The sequence below is a fragment of the Pseudoalteromonas piscicida genome (assembly GCF_002208135.1).
In the GTDB taxonomy this organism is placed as follows: domain Bacteria; phylum Pseudomonadota; class Gammaproteobacteria; order Enterobacterales; family Alteromonadaceae; genus Pseudoalteromonas; species Pseudoalteromonas piscicida_A.
Genome location: NZ_CP021646.1, coordinates 1,715,000 through 1,734,826, shown reverse-complemented (window position 1 = coordinate 1,734,826; position 19,827 = coordinate 1,715,000). Strand labels below are relative to the sequence as shown.

Annotated in this window: 12 protein-coding genes; all 12 read right to left on the bottom strand. The window is 43.1% G+C overall.

Annotated elements, in window-relative coordinates; all coding sequences use genetic code 11:
• Window positions 1–99 precede the first annotated feature (99 nt).
• The 12 genes from B1L02_RS08165 to B1L02_RS08110 all read right to left on the bottom strand — a co-directional run bounded on the left by B1L02_RS08165 (window position 100) and on the right by B1L02_RS08110 (window position 19,801).
• On the bottom strand, window positions 100–2,268 hold the full coding sequence (locus tag B1L02_RS08165; protein ID WP_088530631.1) for a DUF6359 domain-containing protein: 2,169 nt from the start codon (window positions 2,266–2,268) through the stop codon (window positions 100–102).
• A 70-nt stretch (window positions 2,269–2,338) separates the two neighbouring features.
• The gene (locus tag B1L02_RS08160) at window positions 2,339–4,378 is read right to left on the bottom strand and encodes a bifunctional 2',3'-cyclic-nucleotide 2'-phosphodiesterase/3'-nucleotidase (RefSeq protein ID WP_088530630.1); all 2,040 of its coding nucleotides are present in this window, start codon (window positions 4,376–4,378) and stop codon (window positions 2,339–2,341) included.
• Window positions 4,379–4,697: 319 nt separating this feature from the next.
• Window positions 4,698–7,208 (bottom strand): DUF5666 domain-containing protein, encoded by a 2,511-nt coding sequence (locus B1L02_RS08155; RefSeq protein ID WP_088530629.1) that lies wholly within the window; start codon window positions 7,206–7,208, stop codon window positions 4,698–4,700.
• Window positions 7,209–7,431: 223 nt separating this feature from the next.
• Window positions 7,432–8,388, bottom strand: coding sequence for a hypothetical protein (locus B1L02_RS08150; protein WP_088530628.1), 957 nt, complete (start codon window positions 8,386–8,388; stop codon window positions 7,432–7,434).
• A 51-nt stretch (window positions 8,389–8,439) separates the two neighbouring features.
• Window positions 8,440–9,396 (bottom strand): hypothetical protein, encoded by a 957-nt coding sequence (locus B1L02_RS08145; protein ID WP_088530627.1) that lies wholly within the window; start codon window positions 9,394–9,396, stop codon window positions 8,440–8,442.
• Between the two features lie 13 nt (window positions 9,397–9,409).
• Window positions 9,410–13,219 carry a toxin VasX gene (locus B1L02_RS08140; RefSeq protein WP_088530626.1) on the bottom strand — a complete coding sequence of 1,270 codons (3,810 nt, stop codon included), beginning with the start codon at window positions 13,217–13,219 and terminating at the stop codon, window positions 9,410–9,412.
• Entirely contained in the window at window positions 13,216–14,238 is a 1,023-nt protein-coding gene (locus B1L02_RS08135) for a DUF4150 domain-containing protein (protein ID WP_088530625.1), read from the bottom strand. The genes B1L02_RS08140 and B1L02_RS08135 overlap by 4 nt, the downstream gene beginning before the upstream one ends.
• Window positions 14,235–15,137: a hypothetical protein gene (locus B1L02_RS08130; RefSeq protein WP_088530624.1), complete on the bottom strand. Its 903-nt coding sequence runs from the start codon at window positions 15,135–15,137 to the stop codon at window positions 14,235–14,237. Before B1L02_RS08130 ends, B1L02_RS08135 begins: the two co-directional genes overlap by 4 nt.
• On the bottom strand, window positions 15,127–16,167 hold the full coding sequence (locus B1L02_RS08125) for a DUF2169 family type VI secretion system accessory protein (RefSeq protein WP_223191879.1): 1,041 nt from the start codon (window positions 16,165–16,167) through the stop codon (window positions 15,127–15,129). Before B1L02_RS08125 ends, B1L02_RS08130 begins: the two co-directional genes overlap by 11 nt.
• On the bottom strand, window positions 16,154–17,305 hold the full coding sequence (locus B1L02_RS08120) for a hypothetical protein (RefSeq protein ID WP_088530622.1): 1,152 nt from the start codon (window positions 17,303–17,305) through the stop codon (window positions 16,154–16,156). The genes B1L02_RS08125 and B1L02_RS08120 overlap by 14 nt, the downstream gene beginning before the upstream one ends.
• A gap of 17 nt (window positions 17,306–17,322) precedes the next feature.
• Complete coding sequence (locus tag B1L02_RS08115) at window positions 17,323–17,745, bottom strand: hypothetical protein (RefSeq protein WP_088530621.1); 423 nt, start codon at window positions 17,743–17,745, stop codon at window positions 17,323–17,325.
• A gap of 16 nt (window positions 17,746–17,761) precedes the next feature.
• Window positions 17,762–19,801 (bottom strand): type VI secretion system Vgr family protein, encoded by a 2,040-nt coding sequence (locus B1L02_RS08110; RefSeq protein ID WP_088530620.1) that lies wholly within the window; start codon window positions 19,799–19,801, stop codon window positions 17,762–17,764.
• Window positions 19,802–19,827 lie beyond the last annotated feature (26 nt).

Genomic DNA, 19,827 nt, shown 5'->3' with positions numbered 1-19,827 from the left:
GAAATAATGAATGAACAAAGAATATACGGGAATAACGCTTGGAATAAAGTAGACATAAACGTTGCTATGCCTACTTTAAGGAGGGTCAATTACAGTGATTTAATTTAACAATACAAGTGAGGTTACATTACGAACACCTGGATGACTCATATAGTCATTTTTAATCCCTGCAACTCTCAATGATTTACCAATCAAACTCGGGTTAAGCTTGGGACTAAATACATCGCGCTGAGCTGCTTCCAACTTAATATATAGTTTGTTGCCAGCAACAGTTGAGTCGCTTAATTCAAGCGCATAGATATCGTTTACAGCTGCTGTGATTTTGCCACTGACTACCACTGCCGAGCCATTATTCAGCGCTAATACGTCAGCAACACTCATATCACTTGATGGCTCTGTCGTTGTACCAACTGTTTGTATTTCACTGACTTCTCGTATCCCCGGTGCACTCATATACGATGAGCGAACACCTTTGATAACTAAAGTAGAATCAAGAATGGATGGATTAAGCTGCGGACTAAATGCAGCACGCTGGTGACTTTCAAGTTTAACATTTATCGTATGATTTGGATTTTGGCTGTCCTCAAGTACTAAAGCATAGATATCATTAAGTGCAGATTTAACACGCCCTACAAGCTCAATTTCATTGCCCTCGGCGGTTGCAAGTGCCTGCTCAACCGACAATGCCACTGGTGCCATCTGAATATCGCTTACATAACGAATACCAGCCTCACCCATATAGCTGTCTCGAGTACCAGTCACTATAACTGATTGACCAAGGATCTCTGGATTGAGTTGCGGGTTAAAGTCACTGCGCTGAGCAGATTCAAGCTTTACGTTGATACTTAGTGATGCGTTGGCAGTATCTGTGAGTAATAGGCCATAGATGCCGTTTACTTCGGCTGTCACTTTACCTAACACAGCAAATTTAGACCCAGTAGAAGCAGCAAGGGCCTGTGCTACAGAAATCGTGCCATCAGGAGTTGGCTCTGGATCGGGATTAGGATCTGGGTTGGTTTGCCCTGAACCATAAGGCGCATTGAAAGAGTTATTTTTATAGCTATCTGTATTCCACGCATCAAAACCCGATGCAGGCGTCCCCCATGGCTGGCCATTATTTGGATCAGACATTTCTTGCGCCGCCATTGGCACAGGCGTTACTTCACCGCTTGCATGACCATTAGTACCATCAAAGTATTGATACGACTCAGGAGTCGCTAGCCAGTTGATGATATTGACCGAAAGAACAGCCGCATTACCACTGTCTGTCCAGCCGGGGTACGTCTTTTTACTATTGCTATTATCCTGACGCTTGTATTTAGGTGTAGCGTCTTCAATTGGGGAAGAATCACCAATAAATGCGGCTTTGCCTAACCCAGCTTTTGAGATAGCAACATACGGGCCTTCATTTCTACCACCAAAGTAAAGTCCATCATCTTTAGCATGACGCCACTTAGCTGGTGTATCTGAAGGTGAAAAATAAACCAAGCCTTTCGCTTTTTGTTCATCTACAATCGCAAGCGTCGCGCCGGCGGCCATCAATACAGGAGTAACTCCGAGTGTGATCCCTTCTGTTTTGCTCGCAGACTCAATACCACTTACGCCTTGCTTGTAGTCAGCGGCATTAAAGCGAAAGCGGATCCCAAAATTTTCTGCAAGCCATCCCATGTCTGCTGATTTTGGATTACGCCAGTCACCGTACTCACCACCTAGATTATACTTAGCCAGATCTGAGCGGTTGTAGCCGTTAAAGACTTCAGTGGCATCCCACGTATTTAGATTACGATCCGCGTCATAATGATCTGCAATAAAAAATATCCCTTTTCCATCCGCTACAAACTGCAATAACGCCGCTTGCTCTGATTGAGTGAAAGGACGGTTAGTTTCTGCCAATACAAAGACATCGGCATCTTTAATCGCATCATAGCTGATAACCGCTTCATTTTGATTGCTTTGAGAGGTACGGTCGTCAAAGAATCTAATCTTGCCGTCATTGTTTAAATCAACACCACGATATTCTTTTACGGTATATCCTTCATTAACTAATGCATCCGCAAAGTCTGAAAACGCACCGTCAATAACCCAATCAGCGTTTCCTTCAACGCCACCGTGTGACACATCAAATAATACTGTCTTACCATTGTTGTTTGTGCTTGGTGTTTTGACTGGAATGTGGTTATTCCAGTCATACGGCTGCGCTGCAAATACAGAGGTGGATATAGCTGCAGCCAAAACTACGCTGCAAAGCTTGAAGTTTACTTGTTTCATTCGTCAAATCCCGTTGAAAATTATAAAAAGAAGCAATAAAAAAGCCGCCAGAGTATGGCGGCGTAGTGTATTAGTTCAGCGGTTGTGTTAAATCCAGCTGATAAAGTGCAAAACCTCTTTCGTCGGTTTTGCCGGTAGGTAGAATATGATTAAATTGCTGACTGTAAGTTTCAGCATCTGCACTGGTTGAGCTAAAGAATTCAATATTGGCGCCAACCACAGGTGCAAATGACCAGTTCATATCGGCGGACGGATCAAGTCCTTCAGCACCATTTTGGTCGCTAACAAAAGTTATATAGTCAGCAACGACCTGACGGTTCTCATTTGGCGAGTCAACGACGATTTTATCTCCCTTAATATTTGGGAAATTACCGCCACCAGATGCACGATAGTTATTCGTTGCTACCAAGAATACTTGGTCATCCTTCACCAATTCACCTTGATACTTCAATGCCTTAATGCGATTACCGTTTGACACCTTTTCACCATTTGCCGCGTAGCGTGCAGGCTCAGTGACATCAATTTGATACGTCACACCATCTAGTACATCATAGTTATAAGAAGGAAAGTCTGGATTGATCAGCGCTTGAACGCCTTCAGTATTCGGTGTGATTTGATTGAACTGTCCTGCAGACATTTCAAGCCATTCGCGCACTTCGCTGCCCTTGAGCTTCAACACCTTAAGTACGTTCGGATAAATGTACATATCTGCAACGTTACGATAGGCGATATCACCTGCTGGTATTGCGGTGAAGTCATCTGGCCCGCCACGCCCTGCTCTAAAAGGCGCACCCGCAGACAAAATGGGTAATCCATCAAGCTCAGTACCTTGCACGATTTTTGCTGTATACCATGCTTGTGCGTCGGTCACGATTTGGATTGAGGGATCGTCATTCACTAGCGCAAAATAGCTGTTCACTGTGTTGGTGATTTTAGCAAAAGGTTCATTCACCCATGCGCGAGTTTCAGCATGCTCACGATGTACCGCCGCTTCAATTGCCGCATCGCTTTCAACTAATGATACCGTGTTACGATTTTCATCCGTTTCATAGATTGGTTTCAATGTCGACTGTGAGTCAACCACCACCCATTTACCTGATTTAAATTGGATATCTAGGTCAATTACACCAAGATGATTGCCCCAAAAACCTGGCATTACAGCCGCAACGCCATTGATTGTGCCTTTATCGTTATCAACACCATGTGCCGCTAAGTCTGCGTAGCCCGAACCAGGGAAGTTTGCATGCGCGTGACCAAACATAATGGCGTCTATATCATCCACCTTGGACAAAGCATAAGATGCATTTTCAGCCATTGGCTTATCGGCTGACACGTCTAGACCTGAGTGCGGAATAGCAACGACAATATCCGCGCCTTCAGCTTTCATTTTAGGCACGTAGTGTTTTGCCATTTTTACGATGTCTTTGGCTATCACTTTGCCTTCAAGGTTGGCCTTATCCCATTGCATGATTTGCGGTGGAACAAACCCGATAAAGCCGACTTTAATCACCTGAAGTTTGTCATTCTCGTCAAAGAATTGCTTTTCTTGAATTAGGTAAGGCTTAAATAACGGCACATCATTTGTTTCATCTTCGTCGCCATCAACCTTAAATACGTTTGCACTAATATAGGGAAAATTCGCATCGTCGATTGCTTCGTCTAAAAACGCTAAGCCAAAGTTAAACTCATGATTACCAATATTTGCGACATCGTACTCTAGTGTGTTCATGGCCTTATAAACAGGGTGAACTTCTCCCTCTTTGAGGTTTTTTATCTTCGCCATATAGTCGCCAAGCGGACTACCTTGGATCAAGTCGCCATTATCTACCAGCATGGAGTTTTTAACTTGGCTTCTCGCTTGATGGATTAACGCCGCGGTTTTCACTAGACCCACTTTGTCATCTTGCTTGTCTGAGAAGTAGTTGTAGTTCAATACATTTGCATGCAAATCTGTGGTTTCTAGTAAACGCAAAGACACCGCAGTGCCCTCTTTTGGAATATCAGGTCCTTTCGGCACGTTTATATCAACATCGTTATCTGAATCTGAGCAACCAGTAATAATGCTTGTGGCACCGCACAGTAGTGCGATTGGAAGTAGTTTTGTTTTCATAAGTCCTTTCTTTACTTTGTTTGCATACCCGTGCGCATGCTTTTAGTTATTTCAGTAATACCAATTCTCGTCTCTTCTTATTCCACTTCATAGAAGCTGAACCAAGAAGCACAGCGAGTTAGTATAAACCGTTGCGTTTTGCGTGGCGGGTGTCACTATACGAGGGAAAAAAGTCAAGAAAGCTAAGCTTTTATGGCAGTTAAGTGCTAGAAATATGACGATACTAAGTCAGGAGAAGTGAATTAACTTTAAAGTGATAAATATACAAAAAAGCCTCCACATTGGAGGCTTTAATTGCTTGCTTAACATTTAGTAATACTTAGTCTTCGAACTCTACTTTTTCTGCTTGAATATAAGTTTCACCATCCACGGTTACTAAATAGCCCTCCACTTCAACGTTTTTACCCGTTGCAATATCAGACTGTTCACCATCTTCAAACTGAGTTTGCTCAGACACTTTAATTTTTTGGCCAAGTACATAAAACATGGTTGCTGAATCAACCTGCGTGATTGCCCCCTCAACTTCTACGTACTTTATTGCTTGAAACTTTAGCTCTTTAGCAACCACTGTCACGCCATCTGTGCTGTATCCTTCGACTTCCACTTCTAAACCATTGTCTAGCTTTTCAAAATTACCATGCTTAAACTCTGTGTTTGCGTTAACTTGAACACGCTGCGCGCCGAGATTGAACTGATAATCAAACGGAGAGTCCTTAACTAAGTCTTCGATAACCCCCGCAATCTCTACTTCTTCGGCAGCGTCATCATCAAATTCAACTTCCTTAGCCAATAGTACGTTATCTTGGGTTAACACCCCTTCGACTTCAACAGAGACGCCATCAGCTAAGTTTTCACGGCTGCCATCTTTAAACTCAGTATTGTTATCCGTGGTAATTGAAATGCCATTCACCATAAACTCAGACGCTGAGACAAAGTTGGTGACATTACCTTCAACTTCAAGCTCAATGCCGTCTTCAGATTCGATTTCAATTTTAAGCGCAAAAACTGAGCCGTCGGCACGCTGAATCGCTTTGACTTCAACAAAGTCGTCATTGACAAATATGCCGTTTTTAAACTCAGTGTTTTCATTAAAAAACACAGTTTTACCATTGAGGCTAAAAGTTGCATCGACAGGGTTAAAGTCCGAAACCTTACCTGTTAATTCAAAAGTTCGGTCATCAAAGTCGTCTTCCTTGTCGTCAACCTCAACTTTAGTTGCGATAAGTGCATCGCCTTGGATCACATAGTCAACTTCCGCGATATCACCTGCCGCCACTTTTTCAAAAAATACAGTTAGATCAACATCACTCTCAAGCTCAAGTTCGGTTGCTCCATTGATGGCAAAGACCAGTTTACCAACAGTGATAGTCTGCTCAGCTGCATTCACAGCAGTAACTTTTCCTTCAACTTCATGCTCTTGCTGATCATTAAAATCACTCGCAGAGATGCGCTCTAAGTCTCTTACAACATAAGCATCTTCAAAGCCAAAAGCTTCAATTTCAACGACATCGCCAATATTAAGCTTCTCGAGTTTTAACTCTTTGTCCTCAGCATCTGACTCATCTTCAAATTGGGTATAGTTATCTACAAAATAACTGCTACCAAATACCGTTAGTGTTTGTGCTTCAAGATCAATTGCGTCAATTACACCAGTTAGTTCTATTTCTGACTGTTTATCAAAGCGTACTTTTTTGGCGATTAAACCTTCTTCAGTTGCAACTGCAAGTACAAATACACGCATACCGACTTGTAAGTCGTCATCGTCGCCTTTCTTAAAGTCAGTCTCATCGCTCAATGTAAAAGTATGGCCGCCAATTGCAAAAGCATCGTCACTGACTTGCGTTACTATTCCTTCGAATTTTGCCACCGCTCCCGAAGGCGCTGAATTGGCGCTTTCAACTTCGACGCTATCCGCAAGTAAAACGCCTTCTACAGGTAAGTTTGATGCCTCTACTTCTACTATTGCATCATTTTCTATTGTGCCTTCAACCGCTGTTGCTTGACTGTAGTCAACAATAAGCGCCCCTAATTTAAATGTCTTGGCATCGAGGTTTAGTTCAGAAACCTTGCCTTCAACCTCAAACTCGCCATTTTGTTCTTCAACATCAATACGGGTAGCGATGTATTGACCCTGCCCTTGATGCAGCGCACTGATCTCAACAAAGTCTCCCGTATTTAACTCAGTAAATGCGATAGTGAGCTTTGTGCGCTTATCGACACCAAATTCTTGACCTAAAACAGTAATTGTTTGATTTGCATAGTCTACTGCGGTCACTACACCTTTAGCGGTTGCATCGTAGGTAATAGAGTCTGCCACCGCAAAGCCACCATCTGCTCCTTGTTTACCTTGTAAGTCAACCTGCATACCAACTTTAAGGTTTGCTTGTTGCTCTGGTGTCGTTTCATAGCGCACACCGTTCACATACACACTGCCAAATCCCGTTACTGTTCCCTCTGCATTGACTGATGTCCGGTAGGTGATGGTGATTGTTTCTTCTTCATTGCTGCTTAAATCAACGGTGATTGATTCTTCATTGGGTTGATAAAGTGCCTGATTTACAGAGCGAGAGGTAGCGGTTAGCTTATATTCACCCGTTGCAAGCGCACTGAGTGTAGTGGTAGTAGAAATATCTTCGCTATAGCTTGATGGACCTGTTAGCGTTAGGTCTGCCTCAGCATCAGAGGGTAAGCCCTGTACAATGACTTTTATTGAACCTTTGGCTCCGGTGTTATCGCCAGGTTGTTGCGGATCGTCATCACTTCCGCCCCCACATGCGACCAGAAGGCTACTTGATGCCAATAATGATGGTAATAACCATTTTCTATCCATTACATAATCTCCTAAATTTTTGGCTCATTTAGTACATGCAGCTGCTTTGCCACAAAAACTTAACATGCACTCTAGACGGCCAAAAATGAATACCCGCTTTATTACTGGTACCTTGGTATCCACCTAATTGGAGACTGATATTAAATTGGTTTGCTTGTTGAAATAACTATCTTAATGAGACCCGCGCAGCTGCAGATGAAAGTTTTTTAGAATTCGTATTGTATCACCACACTTCCATGCGATTTACTTGGCAGTCATCTGCATCAAAGTACTTTTTCATCACCTCTGGAAATGGGCCATTGCCGTGAGCATTCCTGTTATTCTTAAACTGGATCTCCATAGATTTGTGATAGTACTCGTCAATCGGTTGAGTAATATCCATAAACCTATTCATTTGTGACCAATCGTGAACATCACCTCCCCCTGCAATACCTATACGATTTCCAAACCAATAATGTTCTGGGTATTTTCTACAACTTAAGTAACCCGTTTGCATCGATGCGCTGCCTCGCATATTTTTTACTTCTGGACCAACAACATACTCAAGATCTTCAATGGGGATATAAAATGGCTTTCTGAATAAGGTGTACGGCGTTTTTACCAGACCGGTATGGCGATTAAACTCTATTGCATCAATAAAACGAATTGCATTCCCTATCTTGAATATTATTAAAGGGAATGCAGTCAGTAAAAACAGCCCTAACCATGAATGCCAAGCTGGCATACTGCCGTCTGTCATACTAACTACTAATAAACTTATTCCAGCCAAAGGACCCCATACCAATGAAAGCAATCTAAGTGACCATAGCCCTGGAGAGCGCGGTACAGAAACAATCTGGCCATCACATTTACTCGAGTAACTTACGCCACTAAAGTCGTCTCTCGGCGCAAATCTGTCTTTACAGGGTTTTGCTTCTTTAAACTTACAACCGTTTAGTTCTTCAGCCTTGGCTAAGCGTTCCTCATAGCTTAAGTTATGAAGATGGTCTTTTGGTAGTTCTTCATAAAAAATACCGCTAAGACGGTAACCTGTTTCTCTATCTATATATGCGTCAGTTTTTGCAAAGTCTTCTTTTTCTTCTTCGGTAGCTTCTTCGCGGTATTTTCTGTTTCTTTCTTTAGCCCTCTCAATTAAATAAATATTCCGCTCTTCCTGAGTCATCTCTTCAATCTTTTTCATCAACAACTCCTTTTAGTTGACTACCATAAAGCACTTGTAATGATTAACGCCCTACCACACTTCCATGCGATTTACTTGGCAGTCATCTGCATCAAAGTACTTTTTCATCACCTCGGGAAATGGGCCATTGCCGTGAGCATTCCTATTCTTTTTAAACGTATACTCCATAGCACTGTGATAGTACTCGTCAATTGGTTGAGTAATATCCATAAATCTATTCATTTGTGACCAATCGTGAGTATCGCCACCTCCCGCAATACCAATACGATTTCCAAACCAATAGTGCTCGGGGTATTTTCTACAACTTAAGTAACCCGTTTGCATCGATGCGCTGCCTCGCATATTTTTTACTTCTGGACCAACAACATACTCAAGATCTTCTATGGGGATATAAAATGGCTTTCTGAATAAGGTGTACGGCGTTCTTACCAATCCGGTATGGCGATTAAACTCGATTGCATCCACAATACGAATTGCATTCCCTAATTTGTACATTATTAAAGGGAATGCAGTCAGTAAAAACAGCCCCAACCACGAATGCCAAGCTGGCATACTGTCGTCTGTCATACTTACCCCTAACAGACAAATCCCAATGATAGGGCCTAATACCAACCCATGTAGCCTAATAGACCATAATCCAGGTGAGCGCGGTACCGAAACAACCCGACCATCGCATTGGCTAGGGTAACTTACACCACTAAAGTCGTCTCTCGGCGCAAATCTGTCTTTACAGGGTTTTGCTTCTTTAAACTTACAGCCGTTTAATTCTTCAGCCTTGGCTAAGCGTTCCTTATAGCTTTGATTATGGAGATGATCTTTTGATAGTTCCTCAAAATAGATACCACTAATAAGGTATTTGCTCTCTCTATCAACATATTCACGTATTTCTTCTCTTACTTTTTTCTCTTCTTCTGTGGCTTCTTCTCGATAATACCGTTCTCTTTCCTTAGCTCTTTCCTTTAGATATTTATCTAACTCCTCTTGAGTCATATCTTCAATCTTTTTCACTCTCCGTTTCCTTCTATCTTATTGGCGGCCTTTCAGGAAATCTGAACTTTTGATTTAATCTGGATAATTCTTTGATATATCTAACCCCTTTATTGATCAAATAACCATCGCCTTTTTTGGTCACCACCGTTGGTAAAGAGTACAACTCAGTTGCGCTCTCGATCACTTTTTTACCTTTACCATTGGGGTAGCTTTCTACTTCTATGATTAACTCAATAGAGCTACCAACTTCTAGGTTTAATAGTTCACAGAGCCTTCCTTCAGTGAACTCAAAGTAATAACCAGTTCGATTAGGATATATTTTCCAACCACTGCCAAGCTTGGCCAACTGATGATGATTTATCTCGTGTATTTTGTCATCACCATCTTTTGACCAATAAAAACGAGCAGAAAAGCCTTCTAATTCATTGGTTAGTGGCGCGCTTACCTGCACCTTAAACACACTTAAAAATCTTTGAATATTTATCGCAGGCGAGTACAACATACTATAAAAATCGGTTAACGCATTTTCCATTTTTTGCTGCCATGTTGACGCCCTTACAGCAGAAGATTTATTGCTATCGTCTTTATATTTTTGTTGTTGCTTTTTACTCCAAGGACAAGCATTTAGCCAAGCCTCAATTTCAGACTCATGAAAAATAAGCAGCAAACCAGCGCCAATTAAGATAATCAATAAACCCAATAGCCCTAGCGCACTTGCAATAGCGCCAAATGTTGCGACTGCGCCAACACTTAAAGCGGAAATTAAATGTGTTGCAGCGACTAAACTTGCTGAAGCGGTTAGTGACAAAAAACCCACCATCATCGTCATATTGGCATAATATAATGCAGTATCTCCGCTTTCCTTTTCTAACATCGCATCCTTAAACGCAACATAAGCGCTAACGACAGCGGCAAGTAGCGAAACCGCGTTTGCTGTAAAAACCAATACCCCTCTTAATACGACCATACCTGAAACATGCGATGCTGAGTTTTTCAATATGGCGTTGACTTGTTTGGGAGTTGGTAACCCAGCCTTTTTTTCTACCACATTCGCACCGATGTTGATCATAATATCGGTAAAATCAAGAATTGCTGAGGCTTTTGTAAGCCCACTTGCACTGGCATTTTTCATTGTATCGAATAAATTAACTGCCTCTAATGCAGCAACAAAAGACAGTATCCCGTTTAATGCTATATTGTAAGTATCAGGTCTTACGCCAAATTTTGAGAGTCTCTCCAAAGCATCCACGTCTTTTTTGAGACCATCCAGCTCCCAGGTATTTTCATTGATCTTTCTTAATTTGTCTTTAAAGTCGGTCCGCATTTCATTACGCTCAAATATGGCCTCCTCAACCTTACTCGCATCCAACACCAGTACTTTTTGCTGTAAGCGTTTTTGTGCAAATTCGGCTTTTATTTTTTGCCGCTCCAGTGTTTTTTCAATTTCACCCAACGTACCGTCTAGAGACAAAATATGATCTAGCTGTTGCTGAACAATCTGTCCTCCACCCAACTCAGTTCTGACATAAGGGTGTGCTACAGGATTCTTCTGATGACTATCAGCAAACGCCTCTACCGCTTTTTCCAGCTCACTCAGTCGCTTAGATGCTCGTTCAGCTTTTGACTGAAAATCCAGAGGTAAAAATCCATCAGGTAAATTGCCATCTAAATAGTCTGCAATTGATAGGTTGATCTCTTTTATCAAACCATTTGTCGAAACATCTACTAGTTGCTTAAATCGACCAAAGAGATCCCCTCTGACACTGTTTTCAAATCTAGCTGATTTTGCATACTCTATAGAGCTTGACAATGCACTAAGCTCTCTCTTTGCATTCGTTAGTTGGTATTGCACATTGGAGGCAGTTTTTTTGATATCACGTAATGCTTGCTCTTGGCGTTTTATTTGTAAGTCTAGCTGTGCCACTACTGAGTCAGGATTCATCCCTCCTGCAACAGCCGCATTTAAAATTTGGTTACGCGCTTTAATGTAAGCATTAATTTCCGCTTGTTTAGCTTCAATAGAGCGCTCTAGTGCCACCTTTTCATCTTTTAGTGCATTTGTATCAAGCGCTAGCGTTTCTGCTTTGGCTTTACGGTCTCCGTATACCGATTTGATATCCTGCCCTTGGGCTGCATTTAATCCAGTTGGCACCTCGAGACCAATCACCAAGAATCCCCACATCGCCTGTGATGCTCTTCGGAGTACTTGTATTACCGCATCTGTAAATGATGAGTCTTGGTCATGCATGGGCTGCAAGTTATCTTGCATAAGCGTAAGATCAAAGCGCGTGTCAAATTCGTCGTTTGAACCTTTAAGACGGCACTCATACGCAGTCATCTCATCCTTTATCTTTTTAGGATAGAGCAGCTCAATTAATCTTAGCCTTTCAGTCGGATGCGTCCCCATCACTTTTAGACAACACTCTTGCCCTACGTCATTCGCATCCAATTCATCTAACTTTTTGAAATCATCGTCTGACACCGCAAAATGACTGATCAGGGTAATGGTTAAGTCCTTTATTGGGCCGAGTACATCGGAGCATACTGCGTATAGTAAGCACCGGCGTATATCATCGTAGTAGGCATAGTCTTCAATGGAGTAATAAAAAGAATTGTTTTTTTGCTCGTCGCTCATAATCTCAAAGAGCTTCGCTTTTGATTGGTTAATTAATAGACCGAGTTCAAAGGCGCTGTCAGTGTGTAGATATTCTCTAAATTCAGTGGTGCTGAAGCTATCTTCTATATACTCCCGATACTGCTGTGCAAGATCCTCAGCGTCTTCATCAACTTCCACTCCGAGCGCCTTCTTCTTTTCTATTCCTTTTGGATAGTGAAAGAAAGTGCTCTGAATTGCAGTTGCTAACGAATGCTTTGCCAATTGGTTTGGACTAGGTTCGAAACGTTCAGTCTTAGACTCTGCTTTAAATTCAGGATCTTGTTGTATTGACGTTACGGGAAGGCTTAACAACTCCTTGCGATATATCGCAACCCTGGCGCTGGTGTCACGGGCTAACCCTAAACTGTCAGCTAGTACCGGTACATACACACCTGACATATCTGGAACAGGTAAAACTAGGTGATCGGGTAATGTCGAATTATCGTAACCCTGCTTAAAACTTGCCAGTTTATCGAGTTTTTGCATTCTGTTGGCACGTCTGTTGGTCGCTTGGTCTCCGTTAAGACCGGGCTTTACACTTGGTCCATAATTTAAACGCGGATCCGTTTCAGCCATACCGCCAAATGCTTCAATTTGCTTCCAGCTCCATTGAGTTTCTGAATAAGCAATTTCTACACTACACTGTTGACCATACAACTTGTTTGGGACGATGATGGTACTGAGCTCTTCTGTAGTGGCTTTTCGCTCACCTTTGTCAACCATCTCAAGTGCTAATTCTGTATTGTCTACACTACACTCTTTGCCATAGTTATCTTTTTTATAAGAATATTCAGCAACACGAATAACTCTATGACCCTTTTGAAAGGCTAAATTGACATCTTTAAACGCGACACCTTCACCATTTTCCCTTGGAAGTACTTCCAGCTCTCGCCATAAGTGTCCGTCAACGTAAATATAGATAAATCCTTCTCTTAGCTGATCTTCTCCGTCTATCCCCATTCTCAACGGATAAATATGGACCAACTCCACTTCTGCATCTTGTGCAGTGTCATTCGCCGAAGAAGTACCAAGTGGTATTTTGTAGTATCCCGTGGTGCCAAGGTCTGGGTTAGTATCAGCAACCATCAAAGACACTTTCTCTTGGTCGTTTGCTAGCCCTTCAAAAACCAGCTCTCTGTGAGCGGTTTCAAGATTCGTTAAGTCTGGTACTGTAAAATCACTCATCCTAGTTTCACTCCATCCTTGTAATACTCTTTACCTGATACGCTTACTTTTAACTTTTTACTTCCTGATTTATCGGGGCTTGCATCTCTTTTTGCCACTGACAGTGAGCTAGGGGTAGCACCGCCCGGTTGGTTAAGGGGAGAAGGCGACGTGTTTTTACTGTTAGAGATCATAAGATCTCCTTGGCGAACTGCAGGTTTTCCTTCGATATACACATCAAAAGAGCTGGTAATAAACTCTGCTTTGCCTTTGATTGTGCCACTGGCAATGCCTTTCTTTTTACCGGGTTGGTCACCTGTGCTTTTTGAAAAGTTACTTTTGATATTTGCTGCGGGATTGCCATTGATTTTTACCGAGCTTGCCGTGCTCGCTGCATCACCGGACTTAGCAAGATTGCTATAAGGAATTGGCACAACAACTTTGCCAATTTTAGTCCAGCACACATCTATGGTATTTAGCATGCCACCACTGTCTTTATGGACTGCGGTGCGACCATTAATTAATACGTTTTGGCCGCTTACGATGCCTACCTGCTGTGCTTCGCTATCTACATCTTTTTCAATTTGTTCCTCAGTGCCAGCTTGCCATCCTATTTTGCGCTCAACCAAATCCAAAAATGCTCGAGCATTGTCAACCGGTTTGTGCATGTCCATGCCAGTATCTGGCTCTTGATGAGGTAAAATTGGCTCGTTTTTTTCGTCGTTCCAGTTGGGCGGTGGAACAATATAGTCACTGGCAAACTCGGTTATCATTTCACCCAGCATCATATCGCCATATTTAGCGCGTGCAATCTCATCTATAAATGCGTTTTCACCGCTTGCTTTATCAGGAAATACGGCTATCCCATTTACACAACCAATGGCACCATTATTTTTCGCTGCGATAGTAAGCTTCAATAACGCAGGATTATTATGTCGCCACGACACACTCCCACCTACTCTCAGCGTAGCAGACATGGCATCTTGATCGTACTGAATCGAATCTGGCTCTTTTCCCTTTACTGCTGCGATAAAGCTCATAACACACTCCTTGTTACTGAGATTAATTGTGGTTTTTCTTGCTCTGTGATCAGCCACACTCTTTCAATATGGCTATTTAACGGGTTGTGTAAATAACTGCTGGCAACCGCAAGTCCAATTGCATTATGGCCAGCGCCAATATAACCAATGGTATTTGCTGTGTTGTTGAGTTCAATTAACTCATCATGCTCTTGGTACAGGGCCCGGCTGGCATTAAGCCACTCTCTTTGCCACTGCTCACTAAGTAAGCGGGTCGAAATATAAGGCTCGTTTATCTCTGCGTGCAGCTCTTTTAATAGCTCACCTAAGTCGCCCTGGTATGCTTTGGTTTGGCATGCATTTTTATTAACACTCGTACCAAGCAGTGCGCAACCGCCTTCACTTAATACAACACCTTCAGGACCGCCAACAACCTGTAGCTTGCCTACCCAGTTTGGCTTTGACGCTTCATCATAACCAACGCAACTATCTACAATTACATAGAGACTATTTGGCGAGAGCGAATCAATATCAAGCATTTTATGCAACTGAATATCGTCAACGTTCAGCTCAATATGGTCACAAAGCGTCCTAACATCAGACACTTCTATATATGGCTCTTCTGCTTTTGTGTTGCCAGTAACTAGATTAATGGTGCCATCCCACGTGTTGGCACTGCCATCAAGCCGTTGCTTTGTCTGACTTAACAAAGATTCAAGAATAGCTAAACAGCGGTCTTTACGTCGTGTGACCGAGATTTCTTCAATTTGCGCGCGCAAGTATGGGGCATCGAGGCTTATATCATATCTAACAATGGCTTTGCTTGGCGTGCAAAAGCGCATGTTATTTGCGACTGCGGTATATAAAGCACTGGGATGGTTACCGGCGGGGGTTTCTAGCGCGATTAATTCAAACTGCATGTGCCACTCCTTGCGCTTGCGCCTCTTCTACTAAGAACACACTGTTACTGCCTGTTTGGCTCTTTTTTACCCTTCCTCGCCATATTAATGAAAACTGTTGTGTTTGCGAGTCAATTACCAGCGTATCACACTGCATATCAATAGGCGTGGCGTTTGGGCCATTAACCAAACGACAGCTAGGCACGATTCTGGGCAACGTTAGCTTTAGGCTTTGTCCATAAGGTAAATCTGGCGTCAAGCCCATCATATCAATCCACCAGCCATCACTAAACGGGTTTGGAGTTTGTTGGTCTAGCGGCGCGACTTGATAATGCGCAGCAGGGACTGCTGCTTTAAATGGAAACTTACCCGCGAGGGCTCGGGCTTCGTCAACCTCTGGGAGTTTGTCACTCCTTGGCGACCAAAATGGTGGGATCGCTGCAAAACTTGCAACCGCAGTGTCGTGGCTCGGCTTTTTTAATACCTGATTGGCATATTCCACTTGCGGCAATGGCTGGCCTTTCGCTTCTTTATTTTTGAGCTTATAGCCACGACCAAGGGGATTTTGGGTTGAAACTTGTTCTTCGTCCGACAGACTTGTGCCGCCATAGGCAAGTTGGTAATTTAATACACAGGACGATAATACTTGTGGATCGCTCGCCACGGGCCCGAATAGAGAGCGCTTCCACACACGCTCACCAGTAACTCGCAGTAATTTATCAACAAAGACCCTGTCGTTACAGCCGAGTTTGAGCCCAACTTCAATCACTCGCGCTTGCTTGTCGGTTGGTGGAAAACAGGTCAATTCACCATATACTTCAAAACCGGTTTTATAGGGCTGAACTTCGCTAACAGCGGTTAGGCTGGCTTCAAGCCCTTCACCGTCAAAGTCATCAGCAAGTACAACCGGCGCTCCAGTTGGATCGGGATACACGTTACCCTTTACGTCGTATTCAAAGTTCTGCTTCACAGCGATGACTACGATGGGATCTTTTTCCTCATCCCAAGCCTCAACCGTGCTACTTTGCCACTCGGATTCATTCACTAGCATGGTTCAACTCCTGCTTTACTGATTGCCATTGAAGATAAGCCATCGGCATGTAAAAAAGCGCAGCGCCAAGTGCATGCGAGGAGATTTTTGAAAGCTTGCGCTGTATAGCAAGGCCTGCCAATCCTTGTTGTAACCAAGCCGCTGGCTCAGAGACTTTACGCCCTGCGAGTTGATGTTGGATATTTGCTGTTATTAAAGCCTGGCGTTCGTATTCTGCTTGCTTAAAACTGGGTAGTTTTTGCGATTTTTGAGATTTAACGCCAGTTTTAGCATCACTTATTGCGAATTCTTCAGGCAAGTCGATAGCGGTGATTTGTTTCCACGCCTCGTAAGCCGGACGAGCGGTACTGGGAACTTCGAGTAACTTAACGAGATTTTGTAACGAACGGGTATGAGAAAAGTACGGAAATACTTCTGCAATGTAGCTTGGATTATGCTGACAATAAAGTAAGCATGGTTCATCCCATTTTGGCTCATCGAGTAAACCTGCCAGCTGCAATAGTTTTGCTTTTAGCGCGGCATCATCGGTCATCGCAAACCGCTTTACTAAGTGCTCTGAAAGTTGCTCTGTATTACACAGCCACATATTTACCAATGCCGTGTAGGCAATTTCAGGGTTGCTATGATCAAGCGCGGCCATGAGTTGGTGGCGCGACAAGTTAGCCGTACTAAATGCTAAATAGATAAGGCTCGTAGGCCAATTTTCATCTGTTGATAAAATTCGCTGCCTGAGTGCATCACCAAAATCAATGCGCCATGCTGACAAGTTATGAATGAGCAGCTCTGCAAGCGCAGGCTCACTGTTAATCGCCGTGATGATTTCACTAGCTTGATCTTCAAGTGCTCTTGTGCCAAAGAGATGGTTAATGAGTAACAACAGCTGAGGTGAGCCAATCTCTTGGGTTAACGTAAATACATCGTCAATCGACCCGTGCGCGATACAATCTAGTTGTGAGCGATTTATCCAGTGCTCGTCGTCCGTCTCAGCTAAGGTATACACATGATTTACTAGTTGTTTTTCAAGGGCATGTAAACGCCCAGTCTCAACTACTTGACGTGCATTAAACTTTTGATAATGACGCCAAAGCGACTTGAGTTGTTGACGGTGAACGGCCAATTTGGTTGCAGCTAAAAACATAGTCACACCGTATCAGCTTAATTTAATCGAATTGGCCAGCCTTGGAGGCTGAGATCTTGCTCAATATCGGCGTTTAGCAGTTTACCTTCAAGCTGTATCTCACCATTGCCGTTAATTGCAATGCTGCCATTTTTCGTTTTGACACAGACTTTTTGCTCGCCATTTAACACCACGGTGCCGTTGTTATTTGTCACGGACGCTGCCGGAAATTCCTGCGGTGCAGCTAAACGACCAATAACGATAGGCATTGCCACACTATGTAGCAACACTTCATCGTCAATACTTACGCGTGTCACACTGTCTAATTGACCTTTCACCTTCATTTCTACATTAGATTCGTCACACTTCACTCGTAACACTTTGCCTAATTTATCAATGGCAGATACACGCCATACGATATTACTCAACGATGGTGGAAATTGTACGACATTAGTTTTCATAGACTTTGCTCCCTGCTTAGTTATGGCTAATTGCAGAGCCAGACACTGAAATATTACTGGCGCTTAAGTTCAAGTTGTTGGCATCAATGGTAATATTACCTGCCGCATCAATTTCTATTTTACCGCCGCCTTGGGAGAGCTGAATTGAGCCGCTACCTTGGCCAACGATAGAAATGTTTCTATCGGCATTGATAGTGAAGTTACCATTTTGCGCCGCAAGCTCAACGTTACCGTCAACACTGAAGTAACTGATGTCTTGCGCGGCCTCAAGATTGATAGATTGTTGTGCTTCAAATTGAATATTGCTGTCAGCAGACTGGATTTTAATATCGGTGTCTGCGGTGAGTTGAATTGCCTCTTTGGCATTGACCTCAATATTGGACTCAATACTTTGGATATACACCGCATCTTCTGCGCGAATGCTTATTTCTTTGTCGGCTTGTGCCACAATATTCGCTTGTGATTGCAGCGTCATCGCTTCTTTCGATTTAATATCGATGTAACCTTTTTTGGTTTCAAGCTTGATAAATTCGCTGCCTTCTGTGGCATTAAATTCGAGCATATTTTCTTGCGCTTTGGTGAACAGTTGGATTTTCTCTTCGCCTTGTTTGTCATCCATCAACAAGGTGTTTTCTGCCTTTGTTACCAATTTATTTTCAGTAGCATTCTCGGCAGTCACCGGGCTTAGTGCTTCATCGTTAAATAGCGCACCGAGAATAACCGGTCTGTCTAAGTCACCATTTTCGCCCGCCACCATAACCTCAGTTCCTTTGTTTAAAGGAAAGTGCATGCCGTGCCCGCCAGGCCCACCATAGTGCTGCATAAGCCGAGTCGGTTTACTCTCTTCTCCTTCACCATCTTGGTTAAATGGCAGCTTGACTTTATAGCGCCCTTTGTCATCCACTTCTTGCTCAATCGTGGCGTTAAACGATGCAAAAACCTTTTTGCGCTTAATAACAGGCGCTTTAAACTGCACATCAATTGGGATAATCGTCGCTTGGTTTTTATAGGTTAAGCCTTTTATCTTGGAACCGTATTCAACACTACCGCCTTGGCAGCCTTTGTGGGCAACAGACACCACCAAGTATCGACCGCTGTAATTAAGGTGATCGGTTATGGTTAAAGCTACGCCCGGACGAAGCGCTCGACAGTCGGTATCGATTACAAAAAGATTACGCTGACAATCAATGCTTTGCTGGTGTACTTTGGTAAGTGCATCGCCATCTCCTTCAGTCATGAAGTTTTCAGCAAATATACAGTCCTCACCAAAGCCGCCAACCTCTGTTTGCTTATTACTATTTACAGACAGTGCGCAGGCTTTTTCATAGTCTTCGTCATACAGCCTAAAGCCGCTATTTAGTAGGCTCGCTTTTTTAGAAAAGGCAAAGACAGACTCACTCGGTCTAACTTGTCCGGTAGGTGACGCATAAGGCAAGGTGATCTCTTCCATCTCTGAAGAAAAATCACTGCTGCTGCCAAACACCGACAGGTTGGCTTGGCTACCCGTTGACTCTGTGCTGCCGTAAACAAAACCGTAGCGGCGCATTAAACGCGTTACAAAGTCAAAATCACTCTCGTCGTATTGCACTGTCATGGCAAGGGATGGTGATGATCCCTTCAGTTGCAATTTTCCTGACGGGAACCCAGCCTTGTCTAACACACTTTTAATAATTGCATCCGCAGGCATGTCGGTAAAAACGCGATTAGATCGCTGATGTTTGAGCAACACCAAAAGTGATTGAAAAGATAAGGTATAGACGTAGCCTTGATGACTGCGACCATGGCAAACATATTCGGTAATAATTCCCGAAACCGTTCTGTCAGACATGGCCCACGTAATGGAAAATGTAACATCCTTACCAATCACCAGATCAGGCTCAATTAGTTCCTCACTTAACACCTCAATATCAAAGCGATAGTCACTACATAAGCTGTCATTCTGTGATTCAAAACTCAATACTTTAAATAAACTCCCAGACAACCCCGCAATTTCGATTGCAAAGTGACTCTCGTTTGCCTTAGGCAGTTTATCGGCAAGTGATGCGAACATTTCCATTTTTGTCTCCTTACTCGTATCTACCG